At 72.9% G+C, this 25616-nt stretch carries 26 protein-coding genes and 1 pseudogene; all 27 read right to left on the bottom strand.

All coding sequences use genetic code 11. The annotated features are described in order from the left end of the window. Positions 1-654 (bottom strand): DDE-type integrase/transposase/recombinase (locus QMK61_RS05950; protein ID WP_302071158.1); only part of this gene is annotated, 654 nt, incomplete at its 3' end. Positions 655-1238: 584 nt separating this feature from the next. After that, entirely contained in the window at positions 1239-1697 is a 459-nt protein-coding gene (locus QMK61_RS05945) for a chemotaxis protein CheW (RefSeq protein ID WP_302071157.1), read from the bottom strand. Between the two features lie 25 nt (positions 1698-1722). Further along, complete coding sequence (motD, locus tag QMK61_RS05940) at positions 1723-2718, bottom strand: flagellar motor protein MotD (protein WP_302071154.1); 996 nt, start codon at positions 2716-2718, stop codon at positions 1723-1725. Then, positions 2715-3455 carry a flagellar motor protein gene (locus tag QMK61_RS05935; protein WP_302071152.1) on the bottom strand — a complete coding sequence of 247 codons (741 nt, stop codon included), beginning with the start codon at positions 3453-3455 and terminating at the stop codon, positions 2715-2717. The genes motD and QMK61_RS05935 overlap by 4 nt, the downstream gene beginning before the upstream one ends. Before the next feature lies 1 nt (position 3456). Then, complete coding sequence (locus QMK61_RS05930; protein WP_302071151.1) at positions 3457-5391, bottom strand: chemotaxis protein CheA; 1935 nt, start codon at positions 5389-5391, stop codon at positions 3457-3459. 11 nt (positions 5392-5402) lie between these two features. Beyond that, a complete protein-coding gene (locus QMK61_RS05925; protein WP_302071149.1) occupies positions 5403-6044 on the bottom strand; it encodes a protein phosphatase CheZ in 642 nt (213 codons plus the stop codon). Beyond that, a complete protein-coding gene (locus QMK61_RS05920) occupies positions 6041-6448 on the bottom strand; it encodes a chemotaxis response regulator CheY (RefSeq protein WP_302071147.1) in 408 nt (135 codons plus the stop codon). Before QMK61_RS05920 ends, QMK61_RS05925 begins: the two co-directional genes overlap by 4 nt. Before the next feature lie 49 nt (positions 6449-6497). Further along, complete coding sequence (locus QMK61_RS05915) at positions 6498-7295, bottom strand: RNA polymerase sigma factor FliA (RefSeq protein ID WP_302071145.1); 798 nt, start codon at positions 7293-7295, stop codon at positions 6498-6500. A 1-nt stretch (position 7296) separates the two neighbouring features. Further along, entirely contained in the window at positions 7297-8202 is a 906-nt protein-coding gene (locus QMK61_RS05910; RefSeq protein WP_302071143.1) for a MinD/ParA family protein, read from the bottom strand. A 10-nt stretch (positions 8203-8212) separates the two neighbouring features. Continuing rightward, positions 8213-9481 carry a flagellar biosynthesis protein FlhF gene (gene flhF, locus QMK61_RS05905; RefSeq protein WP_302071140.1) on the bottom strand — a complete coding sequence of 423 codons (1269 nt, stop codon included), beginning with the start codon at positions 9479-9481 and terminating at the stop codon, positions 8213-8215. Between the two features lie 6 nt (positions 9482-9487). Next, a complete protein-coding gene (gene flhA / locus QMK61_RS05900) occupies positions 9488-11509 on the bottom strand; it encodes a flagellar biosynthesis protein FlhA (protein ID WP_302071180.1) in 2022 nt (673 codons plus the stop codon). Positions 11510-11578: 69 nt separating this feature from the next. Further along, a complete protein-coding gene (gene flhB, locus QMK61_RS05895; protein WP_302071138.1) occupies positions 11579-12715 on the bottom strand; it encodes a flagellar biosynthesis protein FlhB in 1137 nt (378 codons plus the stop codon). 3 nt (positions 12716-12718) lie between these two features. Then, positions 12719-13489 (bottom strand): flagellar biosynthetic protein FliR, encoded by a 771-nt coding sequence (fliR, locus tag QMK61_RS05890; RefSeq protein ID WP_302071136.1) that lies wholly within the window; start codon positions 13487-13489, stop codon positions 12719-12721. Beyond that, positions 13486-13755, bottom strand: a complete 270-nt coding sequence (fliQ, locus tag QMK61_RS05885) for a flagellar biosynthesis protein FliQ (RefSeq protein ID WP_302071134.1) — start codon at positions 13753-13755, stop codon at positions 13486-13488. Before fliQ ends, fliR begins: the two co-directional genes overlap by 4 nt. Before the next feature lie 223 nt (positions 13756-13978). Next, on the bottom strand, positions 13979-14797 hold the full coding sequence (fliP, locus tag QMK61_RS05880) for a flagellar type III secretion system pore protein FliP (protein ID WP_345783618.1): 819 nt from the start codon (positions 14795-14797) through the stop codon (positions 13979-13981). After that, positions 14794-15177, bottom strand: coding sequence for a flagellar biosynthetic protein FliO (locus QMK61_RS05875; protein ID WP_302071131.1), 384 nt, complete (start codon positions 15175-15177; stop codon positions 14794-14796). Before QMK61_RS05875 ends, fliP begins: the two co-directional genes overlap by 4 nt. Continuing rightward, positions 15177-15437: pseudogene (gene fliN / locus QMK61_RS05870) on the bottom strand (flagellar motor switch protein FliN); the annotation flags it as partial. The gene QMK61_RS05875 and the pseudogene fliN, both read right to left, overlap by 1 nt. A 74-nt stretch (positions 15438-15511) precedes the next feature. After that, positions 15512-16528: a flagellar motor switch protein FliM gene (fliM, locus tag QMK61_RS05865; protein WP_302071129.1), complete on the bottom strand. Its 1017-nt coding sequence runs from the start codon at positions 16526-16528 to the stop codon at positions 15512-15514. Further along, on the bottom strand, positions 16528-17022 hold the full coding sequence (locus QMK61_RS05860) for a flagellar basal body-associated FliL family protein (protein WP_302071127.1): 495 nt from the start codon (positions 17020-17022) through the stop codon (positions 16528-16530). The genes fliM and QMK61_RS05860 overlap by 1 nt, the downstream gene beginning before the upstream one ends. Before the next feature lie 261 nt (positions 17023-17283). Then, a complete protein-coding gene (locus tag QMK61_RS05855; RefSeq protein ID WP_302071125.1) occupies positions 17284-18357 on the bottom strand; it encodes a flagellar hook-length control protein FliK in 1074 nt (357 codons plus the stop codon). A gap of 9 nt (positions 18358-18366) precedes the next feature. Beyond that, on the bottom strand, positions 18367-18807 hold the full coding sequence (gene fliJ, locus QMK61_RS05850; RefSeq protein WP_302071123.1) for a flagellar export protein FliJ: 441 nt from the start codon (positions 18805-18807) through the stop codon (positions 18367-18369). Continuing rightward, positions 18804-20165 carry a flagellar protein export ATPase FliI gene (gene fliI / locus QMK61_RS05845; protein ID WP_302071121.1) on the bottom strand — a complete coding sequence of 454 codons (1362 nt, stop codon included), beginning with the start codon at positions 20163-20165 and terminating at the stop codon, positions 18804-18806. Before fliI ends, fliJ begins: the two co-directional genes overlap by 4 nt. Beyond that, entirely contained in the window at positions 20162-20779 is a 618-nt protein-coding gene (locus QMK61_RS05840; protein ID WP_302071119.1) for a FliH/SctL family protein, read from the bottom strand. The genes fliI and QMK61_RS05840 overlap by 4 nt, the downstream gene beginning before the upstream one ends. Next, positions 20776-21768 (bottom strand): flagellar motor switch protein FliG, encoded by a 993-nt coding sequence (gene fliG / locus QMK61_RS05835; RefSeq protein WP_302071178.1) that lies wholly within the window; start codon positions 21766-21768, stop codon positions 20776-20778. The genes QMK61_RS05840 and fliG overlap by 4 nt, the downstream gene beginning before the upstream one ends. A 7-nt stretch (positions 21769-21775) precedes the next feature. Then, positions 21776-23449, bottom strand: a complete 1674-nt coding sequence (gene fliF / locus QMK61_RS05830; protein WP_302071117.1) for a flagellar basal-body MS-ring/collar protein FliF — start codon at positions 23447-23449, stop codon at positions 21776-21778. Positions 23450-23510: 61 nt separating this feature from the next. Beyond that, positions 23511-23840, bottom strand: coding sequence for a flagellar hook-basal body complex protein FliE (gene fliE, locus QMK61_RS05825; protein ID WP_302071115.1), 330 nt, complete (start codon positions 23838-23840; stop codon positions 23511-23513). A gap of 68 nt (positions 23841-23908) precedes the next feature. Further along, on the bottom strand, positions 23909-25330 hold the full coding sequence (locus QMK61_RS05820; RefSeq protein WP_302071113.1) for a sigma 54-interacting transcriptional regulator: 1422 nt from the start codon (positions 25328-25330) through the stop codon (positions 23909-23911). Between the last annotated feature and the right edge of the window lie 286 nt (positions 25331-25616).

The raw sequence follows: 25616 nt of genomic DNA, 5'->3' as shown, positions 1-25616 counted from the left end.
CACCAGCCACAGGCTCAGGGCGGACAGGCCCCGCGAATCGCCACCGGGACTGCCCCAGGGCGAGCCATTGTCCATGTTCATGCGCACCGGCAGGCCGTAACGACGGAAGGTCTCGGTGAGGATGTCCTGCACCGTGGCCGTGCGCATGTTCGTGGTCGCTTGCAACACCAGGTTGTAGCGGGAATGGTCGTCCAGCACCGTCAACGGATCGCACCGGCCACGGCCCACCAGCACCGTGCCCTTGAAGTCCATTTGCCACAGGTCGTTGGGCGCGGCGTGTTCGAAGCGCTGCCAGGGGCGGCGGGTGCCCGGCGCGTCCGGTGCGATCAGGCCGTGACGACGCAACACATGGGTGATCGTGCTGGGCGCTGGCACTTCGGTGTGGCCTTCGTCGCACAGCACGCGGTGCAGTTTGCGTCCGCCCCAGCACGGGTGCTGGTGGCGCAAGGCGAGCACGGCAGCGGTCACGGCCTCGCCGGTGCGCGTCGGCGAGGCCAGGGGGCGGCGCGAGCGATCCTCCAGGGGCTCACCGGCCGCTTCGCGATGCAGCCACTTGTAGGCCGTCTTGCGGCTGATGCCGAACCGGCGGGCCAGCTCGGCCACGCTTATGCCGTGGCCGTGGGCCAAGGCGACAAACTCTCTGCGCTGGGACATCGGTGTCGCTTCCTTCCAAGGCATGGAATGGCACCTCCTGCAGGTCAGAACACCTGCCGAGGTGTAACCCATGTCCTGGCACACCTGTTACCCATGTCTCCGGTCTATACATTCTTGCCAGACATGACGTCTCCTCCAGGTTATTCACCCATAGCAGGCCCCGTGCTGCGGCACGGGGACTCGTACCACCGTTCGTGCAAAAGCCGAAGTTGTCCGAATCAGGCACTGGCCCGCCAGGGCGCGAACTGCCAGGTGGCACTCAGAAGCGAGGCGTTCTGAAAGGACACTGACCCATCAGCATTGACGCTGATCCCGTTCAGTTTTATCGAGCGAAAGGCATCGTGCATCCTGACCACCAAGATACTGGCTGCTCTTCACCACGCCGTGGTGGCGGCCTCCCCTCCGTGAGCGCGCGGACGGCTGGAGCATCAGGTTCGCCCCGGCGGCGTGTCAACCTCAAAATCCTTGCGATGACCGGCCGGTCGACGGCCTTGCCCAGGCGGCATGCACAAGTATCTCCGGGCTGACGCGGGACCATGTCAGCCTTGCGGTTCGTCCCCCGGCACCATGCCACCGGCATCCGCCTAACCCGCCAGCCGGCACAACCTCCGCACATCCAGCAACGCCACAAAGCCACTCTGCAGCGGCAGCACGCCTTCGACCGGATCGTCGTCGCGGGCGACGCGGCCGGGGGGCGGCGGCGCGGGTTCCTGCGTGCTTTCCAGCAGTTCGCCGACCGCGTCCACGCGCAGGCCGATGCGGTGTGCGCCATGCACCAGCACCACGATGCGCGCCTGCTCCGGATCGGCGTCGGCGTCGGGCGCCAGCCCGACGCGGCGGGCACCGTCCAGCACCGGCACGATCCGGCCGCGCAGGTGGCGGATGCCGAGCAGTTCGGGTGCGGCGCCGGGTACCGGCGTGGCATCGCCGTCGCGGATCACCTCGCCGACGCACTCCAGCGGCGCGGCGTACGCCTGCGCGGCGATGCGGAACACCAGCCAGCGCCGCAGCGCCGGCGTCACCGGTGCGTCCGTCGTGTTCATGGGCCGGGTCTCCTGGGGCATGGGCTCAGCCGCGCCCGCCGCGCGGCTTGCCGCCGGGCATGCGCGATGCGGTGACCACCACGGTGGCGGCGTTCCCTGCCGGTGCCTCCGCCGGCACCGCTGCCGGCGCGGGCGACGACGAGGCGGCAGGCGCCGGCGTGGCCTCGACCAGCCGGCCGAGGCCGTTCGCGTCGGTGCCGAAGCGCGACGGCACGTGGCGGTTGCCCAGCACCACCACCAGCACGCGGCGGTTGCGGTTGCGGCCCTCGGCGGTGTCGTTGCCGGCGGCGGGACGGTATTCGCTCCAGCCGACGATGCCCAGCCGGTCGGGGTCCACGCCGTGCTCGGCGAACAGCCGCGCCACGCTGGCCGCACGCGCCGCGGACAGTTCCCAGTTGGAGGGATAGACCGCAGTGTTGATCGGCACGTCGTCGGTATAGCCCTCCACCCGCAGCGGGTTGGGGAACGGCGCCAGGATGCCGGCCAGCTTGCGCAGCACCTGGCCGGCCTGCGCGGAGAGCTGCGCCACGCCGCTGGGAAACAGGATGTCGGTGCGGATCTCGATCTCCAGCCAGTCCTTGCTGGGCCGCACCGTCACCAGGCGGCGGTCGATCAGCGGTTGCAGGGCCTGGCGCACCTGGTCGCGGATGCGTTCCAGGTTGCGCTGCTCGCCCACCGGGTCGTTCAGCGCGCCCTGCTGCATCGCCGAGGCCATCACGTTGCGCGTCGGCAGCGGCAGCGCCAGGCGCGGCATCACCGTGGCGCGCGAGGGCGCGGGCGCGTGGCGCGCCGGCACCGGCGCCACCGGCATGGCGGTGTTGCCCTGCGCCGGCGCGACGTGGCGCGCGGTGCCGTTGAACGCCTCGATGATCGACTCGGACATCACCCGGTACTTGCCTTCGTTGACCACCGACACCGCGTACATCACCACGAAGAACGCCAGCAGCAAGGTCAGCAGGTCGGCGTAGGGAATCGCCCAGGCTTCGTGGTTGAGCTTCTCCTCGCGGTGCCGGCGCCTCATGTCAGGAAGCCCTGCAGCTTGGATTCGATCTGGCGCGGGTTGTCGCCCTGGGCGATCGCCACCAGCCCCTCGATCAGGATCTCGCGCATGCGCGTCTGCTTGCCGATCAGCGTCTTCAGCCGCGCCGCCATCGGCAGCATCAGCAGGTTGGCCAGCGACACGCCATAGACGGTGGAGACGAAGGCTGCGGCGATGCCGTGGCCGAGCTTGCCGGGGTCGGTGAGGTTCTGCATCACCGCCATCAGCCCCAGCACCGCGCCGATGATGCCCATCGTCGGCGAGTACACGCCGGCGTTCTCGAACACGCGCGCGGCGGCCATGTCGATCTGCTCGCGGGTGTCCAGTTCCAGTTCCAGCGCGCCGCGGATCGCCTCCGGTTCGCCGCCGTCCACCAGCAGTTGCAGGCCCTTGCGCACGAAGCCGTCAGCCTCGGCGTCGATCTGCGGTTCCAGCCCCAGCAGGCCCTGCCGCCGCGAGATCTCGCTCCAGCCCACCACGCGGCTCACCAGGTCGCCGGGGCGGTGCCGCGGCGGCTGGTAGATCATCCGCGCCATACCCACGGCGCGGCGCAGCACGCGGCCCGGGTTCTGCACCATCACCGCCGCCAGCGTGCCGGCGAAGACGATGACGAAGGCGCCGGGGTTCCACAGCGCCTCGATGCTGGAGCCCTTGAGCAGGGTGCCGACGATGATGACCGCGAAGGCCAGGATCGTGCCGATGATGCTGATGGGGTCCATGTCAGGCGCTTGCTCGCAGAATGGGTAGCAGCGGGCCGCCGTCGCCGGCCAGGCCCGCCAGGTCCAGCACCAGCGCCAGCCGGCCGTCGCCGGTCACGGTGGCGCCGGCCACGCCGCGGACGCCGTCGAACAGCGGCCCCAGCGGTTTCACCATCACGTCCTCGCGGCCGAGCACCGCGTGCACCAGGCAGCCCAGCCGCAGGTGGCCGACGTGCAGCACCACCACGTGCCGGCCCGGCTCGGGCGCGGCGCCGGACCAGCCGGCGAGGTCGCCCAGCGGCAGCGCGCGGCCGCGGTGCGCGGCGACCGGGCGGCCGTCCAGCAGGCCGTCCTGCCCGGCGGCCAGCTCGAACACCTCCTCGACGTTGCCCAGCGGCAGCGCGAACAGCCGCGCGCCCACGCGCACCATCAGCACGCGCACGATCGCCAGGGTCAGCGGCACGGTCAGCTCCAGCTCGCTGCCGTGGCCGGGGCGCGAGCGCACCTGCAGCGTGCCGCCGAGCTCGGCCACGCGGGTCTTCACCACGTCCATGCCGACGCCGCGGCCGGAGATGTCCGAGATCGCGCCGGCGGTGCTGAAGCCGGGGCGGAAGATCAGCTCCAGGCACTCGGCCTCGTCCAGCCGCGCGGCCTGCGCCGCGTCGATCACGCCCTTCTCCACCGCCTTGCGCCGCAGCACCTCCGGATCCATGCCGCGGCCGTCGTCGGCGACCAGGATCACGATGCGTTCGCCGCGCTGGCAGGCGGCCAGCCGCACCCGGCCGCGCGCGGGCTTGCCGGCGCGGACGCGCTCGTCCGGCGCCTCCAGGCCATGGTCGACCGCGTTGCGCAGCAGGTGCACCAGCGGGTCGGCCAATGCCTCGACCAGGCCGCGGTCGAGGTCGGTGTCCTCGCCTTCCTGCAGCAGTTCCACGTCCTTGCCGAGCTGGCGCGCCAGGTCGCGCACGATGCGCGGGAAGCGCTGGAACAGCCGGCCCACCGGCTGCATGCGCATGCCCAGCACCGCGCCCTGCAGTTCGTCGGCGACGCGGTCCAGCTCACCCGCCGCCGCGGCCAGCGCCTCGTCGCCGTTGCGCGCGGCCAGGCTGAGCAGCCGGTTGCGCACCAGCACCAGTTCGCCGGCGCGGTTGACCAGCGCGTCGAGCCGAGCGGTGTCCACGCGCACGGTGCTTTCCATGGATGCGGATGCGCGCGGCGCGGATGCAGGAGCGGTCGGTGGCGCTGCTTCGGCGGCGGGCGCCGCCGCGCGCCCCGGGCTGCCGCCCTTGCCATGCAGCGTGTCCAGCAGGCTTTCGAATTCCTCGTCGCCGATGCCGCCGGCGGCCGTCGTCGGCGACTGGCCGGGCGCGCCGCCACGGCCATAGAGCGTATCCAGCAGCGCCTCGAACTCGCTGTCGTCGATGCCGTCGGCCGCCTTGGCGTCCGCCGGCGCGCCGGGCGCACCGCCGGTGCCGTGCAGCTTGTCCAGCAGGGCTTCGAACTCGTCGTCGTCGATGCCACCGCCCGTGGCCGGCGCAGGTGCGGCTACCCGTGCGGCCATCGAGGGCGCGTCGGCCGGCGGCGGGCGCAGGCGCTGCAGCAAGGCGTCCGGCGGCGCCGCCATCGGCTGGCCGCCGGCCAGCGCGTCCAGCATGCCGCCGAGCCGGTCCAGCGCCTCCAGCAGTGCGTCCACCTGGGCCGGCGCCAGCAGCACGGCGCCGTTGCGCGCCTCGTTGAGCAGGTCCTCGGCGTGGTGGCACAGCTGCACCATCGGCTCCAGCGCGAGGAACCCGGCGCCGCCCTTCACGGTGTGGAAGGCGCGGAACACCGCGTTGAGCAGCTCGCCATCGCGCGGCGCCGCTTCCAGCGCCACCAGCTGTTCGCCCAGGCGCTGCACCAGCTCCCCGGCCTCGGCCAGGAAATCGTCGCGCAGCTCGCCGTCCTGCATGGGGCCCATCGCGCCCGCGCTCAGAAGCCGAATTCGCTGAGCAGGCGGTCGGCCTCGTCCTGGCTGGAAACCTTGGCCGCGGCCACCGGGGCCTCGCCACCGGCCAGCGCGCCGGTGAGCCGCACCAGTTCCAGCAGCGAGGATTCCACGCTGCCGATGAAGCCGGCCACCTTCTTGATGCGCTGCCCGGACAGGTCCTGCCACGACTGCGCCAGCACCATGTCGGCGAGGCCTTCGCGGCACTGCCCGGCGAAGCCGTCCGCCTGCCGCGCCAGCGCCGTGGCGGCGGCGTCCGCGCCGTCCGCGGCGAGCAGGGCCGCCGCGTTGCGCTGCAGCGCCTCGGCCTGCGGTCGCATGCGCTCGGCGAAATCCAAGCTGCGGTGGGCGGCGCGGGCGCTCATGTCGAGCACGTCATGCAGGTGCCGGCGCGCGTCGGCCACGCTGTCGGGCACGCCTTCCTGCGCCAGCTCGTTGCCGAGCCGGCGCACGGCGTCGTGCAGGTCGCGCGCCAGCAGGCCCAGCGCCCGGAACAGGCGCTGCTCGCGCTCGCGCACCAGGCTGTCCAGCGCCTGTTCGAAGGCGGCGCCGTCGGGGCTGCTCAGCAGTTGCTGCAGTTCCGGCGGCAGGGCGTGGCCGAGCAAGGGGCTGGCGGCGGCGTTCATGCGGAGGCTCCCTGGGCGGCGAGGCGCTCGAAGATGCGTTCGAGCTTTTCCTTCAGCGTGATCGCGGTGAACGGCTTGACGATGTAGCCGTTCACGCCCGCCTGCGCGGCGGCGATGATCTGGTCGCGGTTGTTCTCGGCGGTGACCATCAGCACCGGCAGCGCCTTCAGCGCGGGCTCGGCCCGGATCGCGCGCAGCAGGTCGATGCCGGTCATGTTCGGCATGTTCCAATCGGTGACGACCAGGTCGAACGGCATGCCGCGCAGCAGGGCCAGCGCGTTGTCGCCGTCGTCGGCCTCCTGGATGAGCGGGTTGCTGAAGCCCAGCTCGACCAGCAGGTTGCGCACGATGCGCCGCATGGTGGAGAAGTCGTCCACCACGAGGATCTTCATGTTCTTGTCCATGCTTCCTCGGGAATCAGGGAACGGGGGATGGAGGGAAAAGGCATCGGCGTCAGCGCGGCGCGGCGCGGGCGGCGGACGGGGCGCGGCCGGGCGTGCCGGGCGCGGTCGCGCCGCCGTCCTCGCGCCAGCCGGACATCCGCGCGCGCAGGCGGATCAGCGCCTGGCCGTGGATCTGGCAGACGCGCGATTCGGTGACGCCCAGCACCGCGCCGATCTCCTTGAGGTTCAGCTCCTGCTCGTAGTACAGCGACATCACCAGCTGCTCGCGTTCGGGCAACCCGCCGATGGCCTCGACCAGCGCCGCGCGCATGCGCTCGTCCTCGGCCTGCGCCGGCGGCTCCAGCCCGCTGCGGTCGGGCACCTCCAGCGCCGCGCCGCCGTCGTCGGCGTCGTCGGGCGCGGTGAGGCTGAGCAGGCGCGCGCCCGCGGCGTCGGCGAGGATCTGGTGGTATTCCGCCGCGTCGATGCCGAGCCTGCGGATCACCTCGGCGTCGCTGGCGTCGGCGCCGGTCTCGTGCTCGATCTGGCGCACCGCCTCGGCCACCTCGCGCGCCTTGCGGTGCACCGAGCGCGGCGTCCAGTCGATGCGCCGCAGCTCGTCCAGCATCGCGCCGCGGATGCGGATGCCGGCGTAGGTCTCGAAGCTGGCGGAGCGGTCGGTGGCGTAGTGGCGCGCGGCTTCCAGCAGGCCGATCATGCCGGCCTGCACCAGGTCGTCCACGTCCACGCTGGACGGCAACCGCCCCATCAGGTGATAGGCGATGCGGCGCACCAGCGGCGCGTGGCGGCGCACCAGCTCGTCGGTGCTCTCGCGTTGCAGTTGCAGATATTCGGAGGCCACGCTCATCTCACCACCCCGCCGGCGACGCATCCTGTCCATCGAAGAACGCGATGCGGCCGCGCGACGGGGAACCGGGTTCCCGCCATGTATCGACCGCACCCGCCAATTGCTTGAATGCCAATGCCGACCGGCTGGAGGGCCAGGCGTCGACCACCGCGGCCTGGCGCCGGATCGCCTGGCGCAGGAACTCGTCGCGCGGCACCATGCCGGCGAAGTCGATCGCCACGTCCAGGAAGCGGTCGCTGACCCGCGCCAGCTTCGCGTGCAGCTGGCGCGCCTCGCCGGCGTTGCCGACCATGTTCGCCACCATGCGGAAGCGCCGCACGCCGAAGTCGCGGCTGAGCACCTTCACCAGCGCGTAGGCGTCGGTGAGCGAGGCCGGCTCGTCGCACACCACCAGCACCACGTCGTCGGCCGCGGCGGCGAACATCGCCACGTTGTCGGACACGCCGGCGGCGGTATCCACCAGCAGGAATTCCGGCGGCGCGGCCAGGGTGTCGAAGGCGCGGATCACCGCCGCGTGCTCGCCGTTGCCCAGCTGCGCCAGCCGCCGCGTGCCGGAGCCGGCCGGCACCACGCGCAGGCCGTGCGGCGCCGGCATCAGCAGTTCCTCCAGCCGGCGGCTGCCGTCGAGCAGGTGGCCGATGTGGTGCGTGGGCGTCAGCCCCAGCAGCACGTCCACGTTGGCCAGCCCGAGGTCGGCGTCGAGCAGCACCGTCTCGCGGCCGGCGATGGCCAGCGTCATCGCCAGGTTCACCGCCACCGTGGACTTGCCCACGCCGCCCTTGCCGCCGGCCACGGCGATGGTGCGGCAGCGGCGCGGCGGCGGCGGCGACGCGCGCGAGGCCGCAGCGCCGCCGTGCCGCGCGGCCCGTTCCGGGAACAGATGGGTCAGACCCCATGCCTGGTTCATCGTCGCCACCTCAGGCCATGGCCATGCCGAAACGCTGCGCGAGCAGCTCGTGGTCGGCCTCGGCGGCCGGGTTCTTCATCACCCGCGCGGCGCGGCACACCAGCGCGCGGGTGTCGGCCGCCGCGATGTCCTCGGGCACGCGCTGGCCGTCGGCGACGTAGTCCAGCGGCAGCTCGTGGCGGATCAGCGCGGACAGCGCGCCGCCCAGGCTCGGCGCCTCGTCCAGCTTGGTGAGGATGCACGACTGCGGCTGCAGCGGCCGGTAGGCGCGCACCGCCTCGTCCAGCGCCAGCGCCTGCGCGTTGGCGGCCAGCACCAGGCAGGTGCGCAGTTCGCCGGCGTCGCGCAGCAGCGCGACCTGCTGCTGCAGGCGCACGTCGTGGCCGGCCACGCCGGCGGTGTCGATCAGCACCGTGCGCCGGCCGCGCAGCACCGCCAGTACCTCGCGCAGGCTGGCCGCGTCGTAGGCGGGAAATACGCGCACGCCGAGCAGGCGCGCGTAGTGCTCCAGTTGCGCGGCGGCGCCGATGCGGTAGTCGTCGGTGCTGACCAGGGCCACCTGGGCGGCGCCGTGGCGCATTACCGCGCGCGCGGCGAGCTTGGCCAGCGTGGTGGTCTTGCCCACGCCGGTGGGGCCGATCAGCACGGTGGTGCCGGCGTCGGCCACGTCGCGGCCGGTCGCCACCAGGCGCCGGCTCAGCACGCCCAGCGGCAGGTAGCGCGCCTGCTCGGGGCTGAGCCGGTCGGGCAGGTCGTCGGCGAGCCGGCGCGCCACGTCGGGCTCGATGCCGAGCCGGGTCATGTCGCGCAGCACGCGCGCGCGCAGCGGGTGGCGGCGCTCCATGTCGTTCCAGGCCAGGCTGGACAGCTGCGATTCCAGCAGCTCGCGCAGGCTGCCCAGCTCGCTGCGCAGCCGCGCCGCGTCCTGCGCGGCCTGCTCGATCAGCGGGTGCGGCGCCGGCTCCGCCGTCGCGGGCGCGGCACTGCGTTCGCGCGGCGGACTGGCGCGCTTCGCCTCCGCCGGCTTCGCCGCGGGCGGCGGCGACAGCGGCGGCGACAGCGGCGGCGGCAGCGGGCGCGCCGCGGGCGCCACGTCCAGCGGCGCGCCCTGGCGGGCCGCCTGGCGCACCAGCGCCTCGTCGTAGTCGAGCGCGGCGATCACCTCGATGCCGTCCTGCACGCGGCGCGTGGACAGGATCACCGCATCCGCGCCCTGGTCCTCGCGCACCTGGGCCATCGCCTGGCGCATGTCGGGTGCGACGAACCGCTTGATCTTCATTCGCTCTTACCTCCCCAGTGCCTGCACCAGCCGCACGCGGCGGTTGTCGGGCACTTCGTTGTAGGCCAGCACGTGCAGGTTCTGTGCCGCGTGCCGCGTGAAGCGGGCCAGCCACGGCCGCAGCTGCGGCGGCACCAGCAGCACCGCCGGCTCGCCGCTCAGCTCCTGCCGCCGCGCGGCTTCCGCCACGCCCTGCTGCAGGCGGTCGGCCAGCCCCGGTTCCACCGCGGCGCCGGCCACGCCGCCTCCCGAGAGGGAGCTCAGCAAGATCTGTTCCAGCTCGGGCGCCAGGGTCACGACGGGGATCTCGGTGGCCAGGCCGGCGATTTCCTGCACGATCTGGCGGCCCAGCGCCACCCGCACCGCGGCGGTGAGCGCGCCGGGATCCTGACTCTGCCCCGCATGCTCCGCCAGGGATTCGACGATGGTGCGCATGTTGCGGATCGGCACGCGCTCGGCCAGCAGGTTCTGCAGCACCTTCACCACCACGCCCAGCGGCAGGCGCTTGGGCACCAGGTCCTCCACCAGCCGCGGCGCGGACTGCGCCAGGCGGTCGAGCAGCTGCTGCGCGTCCTGGTGGCCGAGCAGCTCGTGCGCGTGTTCCTGCAGGATGTGCGAGAGGTGGGTGGCGATCACCGTGGCCGGGTCCACCACGGTGTAGCCGTAGCCCTGCGCCAGCTCGCGCTGGCCCGGCTCGATCCACACCGCCTCCAGCCCGAACGCCGGGTCCTGCGTGGCGATGCCCTGCAGCGTGCCGTGCACGCGGCCGGGGTTGATCGCCAGCAGCCGGCCATGGTGCACCTCGGCCTCGCCCATCGGCACGCCCATCAGGACGATGCGATAGGTGTCGGGACCGAGGTCGAGGTTGTCGCGGATGTGCACCGCCGGCACCAGGAAGCCGAGGTCCTGCGACAGCTTGCGGCGCACCGAGCGGATCCGCCCCATCAGCTCGCCACCCTGGTTCTGGTCCACCAGCGGGATCAGCCGGTAGCCCACCTCCAGCCCGACCGGATCGACGCTGATCACGTCCTCCCAGCCCAGCTCCAGCCGCTCCGCGGCGGGCGGCGCGGCGGGCTGCGCCGCCGCCTGCGCCAGCCGCTCGCGGCGTTCGCGCTCGCGCCGGTGCAGCAGCCACGCGGCGCCGCCGCAGGCGGAGCCGAGCAGCAGGAAGGCCAGGTTGGGCATGCCGGGCACCAGGCCCATCACGCCGAGCACGGTGCCCGCCACCGCCAGCGCGCGCGGCTGGCCGAACACCTGGCCCAGCACCTGCTTGCCCATGTCCTGCGACTTCGACACCCGGGTGACGATCACCGCGGTGGCGATCGACAGCATCAGCGCCGGCACCTGCGCCACCAGGCCGTCGCCGATGGTGAGCAGGGTGTAGGTGCGCGCCGCCTCGCCGGCGGACAGCCCGTGCTGCATCACGCCGACGATGAAGCCGCCGACGATGTTGATCAGCAGGATCAGGATGCCCGCGGTGGCGTCGCCGCGCACGAACTTCGAGGCGCCGTCCATCGAGCCGTAGAAGTCCGCCTCCTCGCGCACTTCCTGGCGCCGCTCGCGCGCCTGTTCCTGGGTCAGCAGGCCGGCGTTGAGGTCGGCGTCGATCGCCATCTGCTTGCCGGGCATCGCGTCCAGGGTGAAGCGCGCGGTCACCTCCGACACGCGGGTGGCGCCCTTGGTCACCACCACGAAGTTGATGATGGTAAGGATGGCGAACACCACCAGGCCGACGGCGAAGTTGCCGCCGATCACGAACTCGCCGAACGCCTCGATCACCTTGCCCGCCGCGCCGGGGCCGTCGTGGCCGTGCAGCAGCACCACACGGGTGGAGGCGATGTTGAGCGCCAGCCGCAGCAGCGTGGCGCCCAGCACCACGGTGGGGAACGCGGCGAACTCCAGCGGCCGCATCACGTAGATCACCGCCAGCAGGATCACCAGCGACAGCGCGATGTTGAAGCTGAACAGCATGTCGAGCAGGAACGGCGGCAGCGGCAGCATCACCATCGCCAGCGCGGCCAGCAGCATCGCCGGCGCGCCGATGCCGCGGCGGCCCAGCTGGTGGAGCGTCTGCAGGGTATCGGAAGCGGACACGCGCTACTCCTTGTAGGGACCGAGCAGGTCCGGGTCGACCTGCGGCGACGGCGGCACGGGCGGCTCCGCGCCCTGCCCGGCCGCCTGCCGCAGCTGGTAGACGTAGGCCAGCACCTGGGCCACCGCCACGTACAGCGCGGCGGGCACCTCGCGGTCGATCTCGGTGGTGGCGTACAGCGCGCGCGCCAGCGGCGGCGCCTCCACCTGCGGGATGCGGTGCTCCGCCGCGACGCGGCGGATCTGCAGCGCCAGCTCGTCGACGCCCTTGGCGATCACCCGCGGCGCGCGCATGCGGCCGTCGTCGTAGCGCAGCGCCACCGCGAAGTGGGTGGGGTTGGTCACCACCACGTCGGCCTTCGGCAGCTCCTGCATCATGCGCCGGCGCGCCAGCTGGAACTGCACCTGGCGGATGCGTCCCTTGAGCTCGGGGTTGCCGTCGGTCTCCTTCGACTCGTCGCGCAGCTCCTGCTTGGTCATGCGCTGACGGCGCGCGTGGTCGAACTTCTGGTACAGCGCGTCGATGCCGCCGAGCAGCGCCAGCAGTGCGCCGAACAGCAGCGCGGCGCGACCCAGCAGCGCCAGCGACGCGGCGATGCCCGCGCCCACCGCGCCGCGTCCGGTGGCCAGCATCGCCGCGCTGGCGTGCCACAGCAGCAGCACCAGCGCCGCACCGAGGAAGAGCAGCTTCAGCAGCGACTTGCCCAGCTCTACCGCGCCGCGCAGCGACAGCATCCGGCCCAGCCCGGCCACCGGGTCCAGCCGCTCGGGCTTGGGCCGCAGCGCCTCGGCGCTGAAGCTCCAGCCGCCCAGCAGCAGCGGCGCGCCCAGCGCCGCCAGCATGGTGGCCAGCGCCACCGGCGCGAACAGCAGCAGCGCCTCGCGCGCCGCCGCGCCCAGCGCATGCGCCGGCAGGCCGCCGGCGAACAGCGCGGCGCGGTCGTAGTCCAGGCCGAGCCGGTAGATGCGCTGCGCGTGCGACCAGGCGCGCGGACCGGCGGCCATCAGCGCGGCCACGCCGGCGATCGTCACCAGCGCGCCGGAAAGGTCGCGCGAGCGCGGAACGTCGCCCTTCTCGCGCGCTTCGCGCAGGCGCTTCTCGGACGGTTGTTCGGTGCGCTCCTGCTCGTCGTGTTCGGCCATCGCTCAGCCTCCGGCCAGTGCGCGCATCAGCGCCCAGGCGCGGTCCAGCACCGCCTCGAACGCGCCGGGCAGGCTGCGCAGCGACAGCCACAGCGCCATGAAGCCCAGGCACAGCGTGATCGGGAAGCCCACCGCGAACAGGTTCATCGACGGCGCCGCGCGGCTGATCGCGGCGAAGCCCATGTTCACCACCAGCAGCGCGGTCAGCGCCGGCAGCGCCACGCGCACCGCGCCCAGGAACAGCGCGCCGGCGAACGCCGCCACCGCGTGCAGGCCCGCCGCCGGCACCGCGCCGGCGCCCGGCGGCAGCTGGCGGAAGCTTTCCGCCAGCAGCGCGACCAGCCGCAGGTGGCCGTCCATCGCCAGGAACAGCAGCGTCACCAGCGCGAGGTAGAACTGGCCCAGCGTGGGCGAGCTGCCGCCGCCGGACGGATCGATGGTCTCGGCGAAGCCCAGCCCCATCGTCTGCGCCACCAGCTGCCCGCCATAGGCCACCGCCTGGAAGGCCAACCACAGCACGAAGCCGATCGTGGCGCCGATCAGCACCTGCCCCGCCAGCGTCGCCACGCCGGCGGCGGAAAGCGGGTCCACCGTGCCCGGCGCCAGCGGCAGCAGCGCCAGGCCCAGCAGCACCGCCACCGCGACGCGCACGCGCACCGGCACCACGCTGGAGCCGAACACCGGCGCCGCCAGGCACAACCCCACGACGCGCGCCAGCACCCACATCGCGCGGTCGGCCCACAGCGGCAGCTGCGCCAGGTCCACCGTGTTCATCGCAGCACGCCCGGCAGGCCTTCGATCAGATGGCGCGTGAACTGCACCAGGGTGCGCAGCATCCACGGCCCCGCGATCACGCCCACCACCGCCATCGCCACCAGCTTGGGGATGAAGCTCAGCGTCATCTCGTTGATCTGCGTGGCCGCCTGGATCACGCCGATCAGCAGGCCCACCGCCAGCGCGGTGAGCAGCAGCGGCGCGGCCACCAGCATCGCCACGTAGAGCGCGTGCTGGCCGAAGGCGATGACGGACTCGGGCGTCATGGGCGGCTCGCTCGTGCCTTCTCTCCCCGCAGGGGAGAGGATCGAAGAGAATTTGGCGCAGCCGCCTTTGCCTCCTCTCCCCCCCGGGGAGAGGATTGAGGTGAGGGGCCGGGGCTTGCGACGGGCTCCAGCGGAGCGATCGCACGGCTCGACCTCGGAGCGAGCACCCGCCCCTCACCCCGACCCTCTCCCCGGCGGGGAGAGGGAGAAAGGGCGGCGCGCATCATGTGAAGAAGCTCCCGGCCAGCGTGCCCAGCAGCAGCGACCAGCCGTCCACCAGCACGAACAGCATGATCTTGAACGGCAGCGCGATGGTCACCGGCGACACCATCATCATGCCCATCGACATCAGCACGCTGGCTACCACCAGGTCGATGATCAGGAACGGGATGAACAGCAGGAAGCCCATCTCGAACGCGGTCTTCAGCTCGCTGGTGACGAAGGCCGGCATCGCCACCCGGAACGGCACCGCGGCCTTGTCCGCGTACGGCGGCTCGTGCGCCAGCCGGGTGAACAGCTGCAGGTCGGCGTCGCGTGTCTGGTCGAGCATGAAGCGCTTGAACGGCGCGGCCGCGGCGGGCAGCGCCTGCTCCGCGCTCAGCTGGCCGTCCGCGTACGGCTTCACACCGTCCCGCCAGGCCTGGTTGAACACCGGCGACATCACGAACAGGGTGAGGAACAGCGCCAGCCCCAGCAGCACCTGGTTGGGCGGCGTGGACTGCGTGCCCAGCGCCTGGCGCAGGAAACCCAGCACGATGATGATGCGCGTGAACGAGGTCATCATCAGCAGCAGCGCCGGGATCAGGGTCAGCGCCGTCATCAGCGCCAGCACCTGCAGCGACAGCGTCCAGTTCTTCGCGCCGCCGCCGGCGTCGCGCACGGTCAGCACCGGGATGCCGGCAGCCGGCAAGGCCGCCGCGGACGCGGCCGGCGCGGCGACCGGCGCGGCCGGGCGCGCCGCGGCGCCGGCCGGCAGCAGCACCAGCAGCACGGCCAGCGCGAACAGCACGCGGCGCAGGCGCGTGGCGAGCCGCGCCGTCACGGGCGCCTCCAGCGCGCCAACACGTCGGCGAAACCGGGCAGCGTCGGCGCGGCCGCGATCTCCGACGCGGCCGGGGCGGCCCCCTCGTAGACGTGCAGCGTGCGCAGGCCACCCGGCCCCGCGCCGATCAGCAGGCGCTTGCCGTCGGCGTCCACCAGCAGCAGCCGGTCGCGCGCGCCGACCGCGCAGCTCTCCACGCAGCGGATGCGGCGCCCGCCGCCAGCGGGACGGCCCTGCAGCCGGCGGCTCAGCCAGCCGGCCACGAAGATCAGCACGACCACGCCGGCCAGGCTCAGCACCACCCGCAGCAGTTCGCCGCCCAACCCGGGCACGGCGTCCGCGGCGGCCGGCGCGGCGGCGATGAAGGCGGCCGCGGCCATCAGCGCAGCTTGCGCACGCGTTCGGCCGGGCTGATCACGTCGGTGAGCCGGATGCCGAACTTCTCGTTGATCACCACCACCTCGCCGTGCGCCACCAGGGTGCCGTTGACGTAGACGTCCAGCGGCTCGCCGGCGGCGCGGTCCAGTTCCACCACCGAACCCTGGTTGAGCTGCAGCAGGTTGCGGATGCTGATGCGGGTGCGCCCCACCTCCATCGCCAGCGTCACCGGCACGTCGAGGATCATGTCGAGGTTGACGTCGGCGGCGAGGCCGGTCGCGCCGAGTTCGGGCCGGCCCGCCGCCTCGACGGCGGCTCCGGCTTCGTTGCTGTGGGTCATGCGGTGGGACTCCCGATGGAAAACTCGCTGGCCGCCTGCGCCTCGCGGCGGCTGGCCCTGGCGTGGAAGCGCACGGCGCCGCGGCCGTTGGACTGGCCGTAGTGGCCGCGGAAGATCGGCACGTCCTCGGCGAACACCGTACACAGGCCGGGCCGCGCCACCGGGATCACGTCGCCCGGGCGCAACTGCAGGAACTCGCCGATGCTGAGGCTGGCCTCCAGCAGCAGCATGCCGAGCTCGACCTCGGCGTCGAGCACCTCCTCGTGCAGGCATTCCAGCCAGCGCTCGTCGCGCTCCACGCGGTCGCTCTGCACGCCGGCGTCGAGCAGGGTGCGGATCGGCTCCACCATCGAGTACGGCATGGTCAGGTGGATCTCGCCGCCGCCACCGTCCAGCTCGACGTGGAAACGCGACACCACCACCGTCTCGGTGGGGCTGACGATGTTGGCGAACTGCGGGTTGATCTCGGCGTTGAGGAACTCGAACTGCAGCGGCAGCACCGGCGCCCACGCCTCCACCATCGCGGCGAACACCTCGGCCAGCACGATCTGGATCACCCGGTTCTCGGTGGGCGTGAAGTCGCGGCCCTCGATGCGCGCGTGGAAGCGCCCGTCGCCGCCGAAGAAGTTGTCGATCACGGTGAACACCAGTCGCGGCTCCATCACCACCAGCGCGGTGCCGCGCAGCGGCTTCACCTTCACCAGGTTGAGGTTGCTGGGCACCGCCAGGCCGTGCACGTACTCGCTGAACTTCAGCATCCGCACGCCCAGCACCGCGACTTCACAGGTCTTGCGCAGCACGCCGAACACGCCGGTGCGGAAGTAGCGCGCGAAGCGGTCGTTGACCATCTCCAGGGTGGGCAGGCGGCCGCGCACGATGCGGTCCTGCTGGGTGAAGTCGTAGGCCGTCACCGCGCCGGGCGGCGGCGGCTCGTCGCCGCCGGTCGCCACCGCGCCGCCGTCCACGCCTTCCAGCAGGGCGTCGATCTCCTCCTGGGAAAGCAGGTCGCTCATCACTGCATCACGAAGCTGGTGAAGTACAGCGCGTCGATGCCGGGCCGCCCGGGGCTGGCCTGCATCACCTTGCGCACCGATTCCAGCGCCTGCTCGCGCAGCTTCTGCTTGCCTTGCGTGCTGCTCAGCTCGGCGTAGTCCTGGCTGCTGAACAGCATCACCAGGGCATTGCGGATCACCGGGTCGGCGTCCTTCGCCGCCTGGATCGCGGCGGGGTCGCGCGCCATCAGGGTCACGCCCACCTGCAGGTAGCTCATCGCCTGCCGGTTCTGGAAATTCACCACGAAGGGCGGATCCAGCGGCAGGTACAGCGCGGGCCGGCCTTCTTCCGTCGCGGCCGCGGCGGCGCCTCTCGCGTGCGAGGCGTGCAGCGCATAGGCGCCGGCGCCGCACAGCGCGAGCACGGCGATGGCCGCGGTCGCGACCCGCCCCTTGCCGCCCTTGCGCGGTGCGGGTGCCTCGTCGCGGCTGGGCTCTTCGTTGGGCGTCGACAAACCTCGGCTCCTCTCATGGCTGCGTTCCGCACCGGCTGGCGCGGCTTCGCGAGGCCTCGATGCAATCCGCATGCCAGCCTGCGCGTGGCTTGTGCCGCCGCGCCTGCGGCGGATCGCGCCACGACGGCGCCGCTTTCTTGACGCGCGCCGACGCGGCGTCACGCCAGCGGGCCGGCGCCACGCACGACCACCCGAGAGCCTGTTCAGGCTCTGGCGGCCATGCAAGGCAACGCGAGCTACGGGGAGATCTTGAACAGGCTCTCAAGCGAAGATGTCGAGCAGCCCGCTCGCCACCGACGACAGGGCGGCCACGCCCGGCGTTTCGGCGACGGCTTCGTCGCCCGTGCCGGCATCGCGGCGCGCGACGTGGCCGTCGCGCCGGTCCGTGCCCTGCTGCCCCACCTGCGCCTGGCCCAGCGAAAGGCCCTGGCCGGCCAGCATCAGGTCGAGCTGGCCCAGGCTCTGCTGCACCGCCGCCACCGCCGCCGGATGCTGCGCGGCGAAACTCACGTCGACGCGGCCGTCGTGCCCCAGGCTGACCTTCACCTCGAGCGTGCCCAGCGCCTGCGGGTGCAGCCGGATGCTGGCCTGCTTCACGCCCTGCGCGCCAAGCCAGACCACCTGCTGCCCCAGCTCCTGCGCGAACGCCGTGCCGCCGGCCGGAGCGGCGAGTTCAAGCACGTGCGGCGCGGGCGCCGGCGCCGGCGCCGCCGGGGAGGCGGCGGGTTGCGGTGCGATGGGCAGGTCGCCCAGGTCGTCGTCCATGCGCGCCTTCGCGTCGCCATCGGCGGCGGTGGCGACGGGCGGCATGGCAACCGCTGGCGAAGCCGGCGCGAAGGTCGCCGGCAAGGCCGCGCCCATTGCATCCACCTCGATGGACGGTGCGTCCGCGGTGACGGCCTGCGCAGCACCGGCGCCGCCGGCGGGCAAGGTCGTCGCCAGGCGTCCGGACCATGCCGCGACGCCCGCCGCCGTCGCGGCGCTTGCGGCGGCGGCCACGGGCACGACCGGGATGCCCAGCCAGCAGGCCAGCGGTGCAACGGGCGCCGCGTCGTCGTGCCCGTGCGGCACGGCGGCGCCGCGGTCGTCGGCATCGTCGGCATCGTCGTCGTCGCCGTTTCGCGCAGCGGCCTGGCCGGTTCCGTCCGGCGGTGCAGGCGTGGGTGCCGGTGCGGGCGACGCATCCCGGCCCGCCGCCTTCGCGTTGCCTTCGCCCGCTCCGCGCACCGCATCGAGCTGCCGGCCGAAGCCGTGCGGATCGGACGCGTCCGTGCGCGGTGCGGCGCCGCCCGCGCACGCGGGCACGGCGGTGGATGGCGGGATCGGTGCGCTCACCGGCATGGCTCAGGTGTGCCGTGTCCGGGGCGGCGCGCGGTGCTGCATGCGCTCGTCGATGTCGCGCTGCTCGCGGCGCTCCTCGTGCGTGCGCTCGCGCTCGCTGGCGCGCTCGATCACGCTTTCCAGCGCGCGCTCGCGCGCCAGCGCCTCGCGCCAGGCCGCGCTGGCCAGGTCGAGCATGCGCTGGCGCCGCGCGATCTCGTGGATTTGCTGGCTGATCGCCTCGTCGATGCGATCGACGAAATGCCGGCGGTTCTGCAGCAGGTGCGCGGGCACGCCGCCGTCCGCGTGGCCCGCGTATTCCTCGCGGTAGCGGCGCAGCTCGGCGAGCTGGCGCTCGGCGGCGGACAACCGGCTCTGCTGCGCGCCGAAATGCTGCATGGCTTCCTCGCTCTTGCGGTGCGCGACTTCCGCCGCGGGCAACAGGCTCTGCGAACGCGGTTTCATGCGGGGGCTCCGTGGGCGATGTCTTCGAGCGCATCGACGGCGCCGGCGAGGGTCACCGGCTCGTCGACCTCCTGCTGCAGGAACCCGCACAGCTGCGGCCACATCGCGATGGCGCGGTCCAGCTGCGGGTCGGAACCTTTCTGGTACGCGCCCACCGCGATCAGGTCGCGCTGCTGGCGGTAGGCGGAGTAGAGCTGGCGGAAGCGCTGCGCCGCGCGCAGGTGGTCGCGCGCGGCCACCGCCGGCATCACGCGGCTGATCGAGGCCTCGATGTCGATCGCCGGGTAGTGGCCGGCCTCGGCCAGGTCGCGCGAGAGCACGACATGGCCGTCGAGGATCGCGCGCGCCGCGTCGGCGATCGGGTCGTGACGGTAGTCGTCGCCCTCGGTGAGCACGGTGTAGAACGCGGTGATCGAGCCGCGTCCCTCGGCGTCGTTGCCGGCGCGTTCCACCAGCGCGGGCAGCAGCGCGAACACCGAGGGCGGGTAACCCTTGGTGGCGGGCGGTTCGCCGATCGCCAGCGCGATCTCACGCTGCGCCTGCGCGTAGCGGGTGAGCGAATCCATCAGCAGCAGCACGCGCCGGCCGCGGTCGCGGAACCACTCGGCCACGGCGGTGGCGTACTGCGCGCCGCGCAGGCGACGCAGCGGCGGCGCGTCGGCCGGGGCGGCGACGATCACCGCGCGGCGCCGGCCGTCCTCGCCCAGGGTGTGCTCGACGAATTCCTTCACCTCGCGCCCGCGCTCGCCGATCAGCCCCACCACCACCACATCGGCGTCGGTGTAGCGCGTCATCATGCCGAGCAGGGTCGACTTGCCGACGCCGGAGCCGGCGAACAGGCCCAGCCGCTGGCCGCGGCCCACCGTGAGCATGGCGTTGATCGCGCGCACGCCGGTGTCCAGCGGGGTGTCGATCGGCTTGCGCGCCATCGGGTTGATCGGCTCGCGCTTGAGCGCGGCGTGTTCGTCCGCCGCCAGCGGGCCCAGGCCGTCCAGCGGCACGCCGTCGGGCCCCACCACCCGGCCCAGCAATGCCTCGCCCACCGGCAGGCCGCCGCCGCGCACGCACGGCCGCACCCGCGCGTTGGGCAGCACGCCGTGCAGCTCGCCCACCGGCATCAGCAGCAGGCGTTCGTCGGCGAAGCCCACCACCTCGGTGTCCAGCTCGGCGCCGTCGGCGGCGGCCACCAGGCAGCGCGCGCCCAGCGGCGCCTCGCAGCCGTCGGCCTCCAGCATCAGGCCGACCACCCGGCGCAGGCGGCCGTCCGCCACCAGCATGGCGGCGGCTTCCGCCCGTCGCGTGCGCCGCGCCAGTTGCCCGCGCCAGCGCCGTGACGCGTCGTCCGCCGGGGCGTTCATGGCGTCGCCCCGTCGTCGCCGAGCACGGCGTCGACCAATGCGGCCAGCCGGGTCTCCACGCGCGCGTCGAGGCGCGAGCTGTCGCTCTCGATGCGGCAGTCGCCGCGCGCCAGCGCGGGGTCGGCGCGCAGTTCCCAGTGCGGCTCGGCCGCGTCCAGTCCGCGCAGCAGGGCGAGGTCGTCCGGTTGCAGGTACACGCGCAGGCTGCGCGTGGCGGCGGGCAGCGCTGCCGCGGCCGCGCGCACCGCCCGCGCCACCAGCGCCGGATCGGTGCGCAGCTCGTGCGCGACCACCCGCCGCGCGGCGACCATCGCCAGCTGCGCCAGCTCGCGCTCGACCGCGTCGTCCAGCGCCTGCAGCGGCCGCGCCGACGCGGCCAGCAGGGCCTCGAAGCCGGCCAGCGCCCGCCGCAGTTCGTGCCGCGCGTCGGCGCGGCCTTCCGCGAGCCCGGTCGCGTAGCCCTCGTCATGCGCGGCGCGTTGCAGCGCCTCCAGCTCGGCCACGGTCGGCGCCTGGGCGCGCGGCGCCTCGGTCGGCGCCTTCGGCACGCCCACCAGCGGCGGTTCCCAGCGGGTGGCGGCCGGCGCCGCGTCGCGTCCGGTCGATGCGCTCATCCGACCAGCTCGTCGCCGCCGGAGCCGAGGGTGATCTCGCCGGCGTCGGCCAGCCGACGCGCGACGCCCAGTACTTCCTTCTGCGCCGCATCGACCTCGCTGAGCCGCACCGGGCCCTTCACCTCCAGGTCGTCGCGCAGCATGTCGGCGGCGCGCTTGGACATGTTGGCGAAGATCCGCTCGCGCACGACCGGCTCGGCGCCCTTGAGCGCGGTGACCAGGCGCGCGGACGGCACTTCGCGCAGCAGCACCTGCATGCTGCGGTCGTCCAGCTCGGCCAGGTCGTCGAACACGAACATCAGTTCCTCGATGCGTCCGCCCAGGCCGGCGTCCTGGCCGCGGATCGCCGCCATCAGCTCCGCCTCGCGGCTGGATTCCATCGCATTGAGGATGTTGGCCGCCGCCTTCAGGCCGCCCACGGTGGCGGACTTGAGCTTGTTGGTGTTGCCGGAGAACTGGCGCTCCATGATCTCGTCCAGCTCGTTGAGCGCATGCGGCTGCACGCCGTCCAGCGTGGCGATGCGCATCACCGCGTCGCTGCGCACGCGCGCGGGCAGGTAGCCGATCACCTCGGCCGCCTGGTCCGGCTCGAGATGCGCCAGCACCAGCGCGATGATCTGCGGATGCTCCTGCGCGATCATCTCGGCGATCGCGCGGCTCTCCATCCACTTCAGCGATTCCAGCCCCTTGCTGGAACGGCCGAGCAGGATGCGGTCGATCAGGCCGCCGGCCTTGTTCTCGCCCAGCGCGTTGACCAGGATCTTGCGGATGTATTCCTCGGTGCCGACGCCGAACGCGGTCTGCCGGCCCATGTCGTCGTTGAGCCGCGCCAGCACCTGCTCGACCTGCTCGCGGCTGACGCTGCCCAGCGCGGCCATCGCCGAGCCCACCGCCTGCACGTCGCGCGCGTTGAGGTGGCGCAGCACCTCGGCCGCGTCCTTCTCGCCCAGCGTGAGCAGCAGGATCGCCGCGCGCTGCGCCCCGCTGATGTGCGTGTCAGCCGGCATCTTCAGCCACCCAGTTCTTCACCACCTGCGCCACCTGGCGCGGGTCGTCGTCGACCATCCGCCGCGCCATGTGGATGCGCTGCTCGTAGCCCTCCGGCGACGGCGCGCCCAGACGCACCGTGTCCTCGGCCGGGGCGTCGGCGATGCGCCCGGCCAGCGCGGCCACCTGCACCGGCAACGCGGCCGGGGCCGGCACGGCGGCGCCCTTGAACACGCCGCGCAGCAGCGGCCGCAGCAGGCCGAATGCCACCACCAGCGCGATCAGCGCGCCCAGCGCCTGCTTGATCAGGTCGGGCATGCCGGGACGCTGCCAGAACGGCCGGTCGGCCGGCGCCTGCTCCTGTGGCGCCTGCTGGAAGGGCTGGTTGATCACGGTGACGCTGTCGCCGCGCGCCGCGTCGAAACCCACCGCGTTCTTGGCCAGCTCGGTGAGGTGTTCCAGTTCCCTGGCGGTGAACGGCACGCTCTTGTCCTGCCCGTTCGCGCCCGCGGCCAGCTTGTTGTCCACCAGCACCGCCACGCTGAGCCGCCGCAGCCGGCCGGCCGGTGCGCTGACGTGGCTGATGGTGCGGTCCAGCTCGTAGTTGCGGGTGGCGCTGCTGGACGTCTCGGTGGGCGCGGCCGCGGTGGTGGTCGTGGCGGTCGTGGCCGCGGCCTTGCCGGGCTTCGCGGCGGCGGGCCGGGCCGCGGTGTCCGGCGGCTGGTTGCTCAGCGCGCCAGGCACGCCGCCCGCAGCGACGTCGCCGCGGTGCTGCTCGCTGCTGGTCTGCTCGCTGCGCAGTGCGGGATGGTCCGGATCGTAGGTCTCGCTGGCCTTCTCGCTCTGGCTGAAGTCGAGGTCCACCGACACCTGCGCCCGCACCCGGCCCGGCCCCACCAGCGGGGTCAGCAGGTCCTCGATGCGCTGCGCGTAGCTGTTCTCCATCCGCGTGGCCAGGCGCAGGTGCTGGTCGCCCAGCGCCGCCGGGCTGCCCGGGTCGCCGGCGGTGAGCAGTTGGCCCTGCTGGTCGACCACCGACACCTCGCCCGCGTCCAGCCCGGGCACGCTGGAAGAGACCAGGTGCACGATCGCGGCGACCTGGCTGGCGTCGAGCCGCCGCCCCGGGTACAGCGTCACCAGCACCGAGGCGCTGGCCGGATGGCTGTCGCGGATGAACGCCGACGGCTGCGGCATGGCCAGGTGCACCCGCGCCGAGCGCACCGACTGCAGGCTGGCGATGGTGTTGCCGAGGTCGGTCTCCTGCAGTTGCCGGTAGCGCGTGCGTTCGGCCAGGTCGCTCATGCCGAACGGCGAATCCGCGGCCTGCTCCGCCCCGGTGCCGGCCACGCCCTGCGGCAGGCCCTGCCCGGCCAGCTTCAGGCGCACGGCGGCGAGGCTGGCCGCCGGCACCATGATGGAGGAGCCGTCCGCGCCCAGCCGATAGGGCGTGCCCGCCGCCTGCAGCGCCTGGGTGACCGCCGCCGCATCCTTCTGTTCCAGCCCGGCGTACAGCAGCGCGTAGTTGGGCCCGCGCGACCACAGCACCACCGCCACCCCGAGCGCCACCGCGGCCGCCACGCCCACCAGCAGCAGCAGTTGCCGCGCGGCCGGGTTGCGCAGGGTCTGCTTCAGCGGCTGCAGCCGCGAGGCGTGGGTGCTTGGCGCGATGGCGTTGTCTGCCATGGATACGGCTCGTCACTGGCGGGGTGCGGGGAAAGAATGGGGTCGGCCGGCGCATGCCGGTTCATATCGGCATGTTCATGACATCCCTGTAGGCGTCCACCAGCTTGTTGCGCACCTGGTTCATCGCGCTCAGCGAGAGCTGCGCCTTCTGGATCGCCACCATGGTGCGGCCGAGATCCGCATCGGGCACGCCGCGCTCGAAGCCGGCGGCCAGGCGGCCGGCCTCGAGCTGGTTCTGCGCGACGTCGGCGATCGAGTGCCTGAGCAGGGCGCCGAAGCCGCCCTGCGCCGGCGCGCCGGCGGCGCCTTCCGGCGCGGCGCGCGGCGTCTGGATCTGCGCCGTCATCTGGCGCATCTGGGACAGCAGGTTGTCGACGTCGATCCGGCTCATGGCGGTTTTCCAGCGCGTGGCTTCGGTGCGGGGGATGAAGCACGAGGCGTGCCACGCCCCCGCACCGCTCACGCCGCCGGCAATCCGCCCTGCAGGCCGTACTTGCGCAGCTTCTCCACCAGCGTGGTGCGCTGCATGCGCAGCAGCTTGGCGGCATGCGCCACCACGCCGCCGGTGGCGTCGAGCGCCTGGCGGATCAGCCCCACCTCGATGTCGGCCAGGTGGTCCTTCAGGTCCAGCCCGCCTTCCGGCAGCAGCGTCGCCGGGTCCGGCCCGGCGTCGCGCGACGCCGGCGAACCGTCGCCTTCCATCAGCGCGATCAGCGCCGCGCCGCGGGCCTCGTCCACGGGCAGCGCGCCGCGGTATTTCTCCGGCAGGTCGGCGGCGCGGATCTCGCGGTTCGGCTGCAGGATCGCCATGCGCTCGACCAGGTTCGACAGCTCGCGCACGTTGCCGGGCCACGTGTGCCCGCGCAATGCGCGCAGCGCGCCCGCGCCGAAGCGCGCCGGGCCCAGCCCGCGGCGGCGCAGGCGGTGGTTGAACTCGGCGACCAGTTCCTCCAGGTCGTCCAGGTGTTCGCGCAGCGCCGGCATCTCCAGCGGGAACACGCTGAGGCGGTAGAACAGGTCCTCGCGGAACTGGCCGCGCTCGATCGCCTGCTCCAGGTTGCGGTGGGTGGCGGCGATGATGCGCACGTCGCAGCGCAGGGTGCGGTTGCCACCCACGCGCTCGTAGGCGCGCTCCTGCAGCACGCGCAGCAGCTTCACCTGCATCGGCAGGCTCATGTCGCCGATCTCGTCCAGGAACAGGGTGCCGCCCTCGGCCATCTCGAAGCGGCCCTTGCGCGCGCTGATCGCGCCGGTGAAGGCGCCCTTCTCGTGGCCGAACAGCTCGCTCTCCAGCAGTTCCGCCGGGATCGCGCCGCAGTTGATCGCCACGAACGGCTTGTCGCGGCGGGGCGAGCATTCGTGGATGGTGCGCGCCACCATTTCCTTGCCGGTACCGGACTCGCCCAGCACCAGCACGCTGGAATCGAACGGGGCGACCTGGCGGATCAGCCCGTACACCCGGCTCATCGGCGCCGAGCGCCCCACGAAGCGGTGCGCGAACGGGTTGCCCGCCACCGGCAGCGCCGACAGGCGTTGCAGCGCCTGCGCCACCTGCCGGTATTCCAGCGGGAAGTCGAGCAGTTCCACCCGCATCGAGTGGCGCGCGGCCAGGTCGGGCAGCCGCCCGGCCAGCGGCGAGTCGGCCGCCAGCAGGATCGGCAACGGCCGGTCGTGCCCGCCGAACCGCGCGAACTGGTGCCTGAATTTCTCCACGTCGTCGACGTGGCCCACGTACATGGCCCGCCAATCCGCCGACGCGGCAGGCATCGCCTGGCAGTCGTCGTGCAGTTGCGGCCGGTAGCCGAGGAAATGGAGTGCCGACAAGACGGCGTCGGCGCGGATGGCGTCCGCCTCGATGACGGGGATGTCGAATGTTTGCATGGTGCGTGCGTGCCCTTTTACTACCGACCTGACGACGCCTTCCTGACGCGCCCGGTCTTCCTGAGCGTCCAGTTCCCTGGCGCCCCCTCTCGCGGGGGAACGTCGCAAGAAACAGGCCAAGGAAGGCGATCGACACGGGGCCTCGCGGCCACGGCCGGACCCAACCCGCGACGCCCGGGCCACCGGCGCGGCGGGACATAATTCATACATTTCGATACTTTATGAATGCTTTCCGTGGAATCTTCGGAAAGCAGGGAAACTGCCGACCACATCAAATTTCATGGCC

The sequence above is a fragment of the Fulvimonas sp. R45 genome, from assembly GCF_030504985.1.
Lineage (GTDB): Bacteria > Pseudomonadota > Gammaproteobacteria > Xanthomonadales > Rhodanobacteraceae > Rhodanobacter_A.
This window is presented reverse-complemented; position numbering and strand designations above follow the sequence as displayed.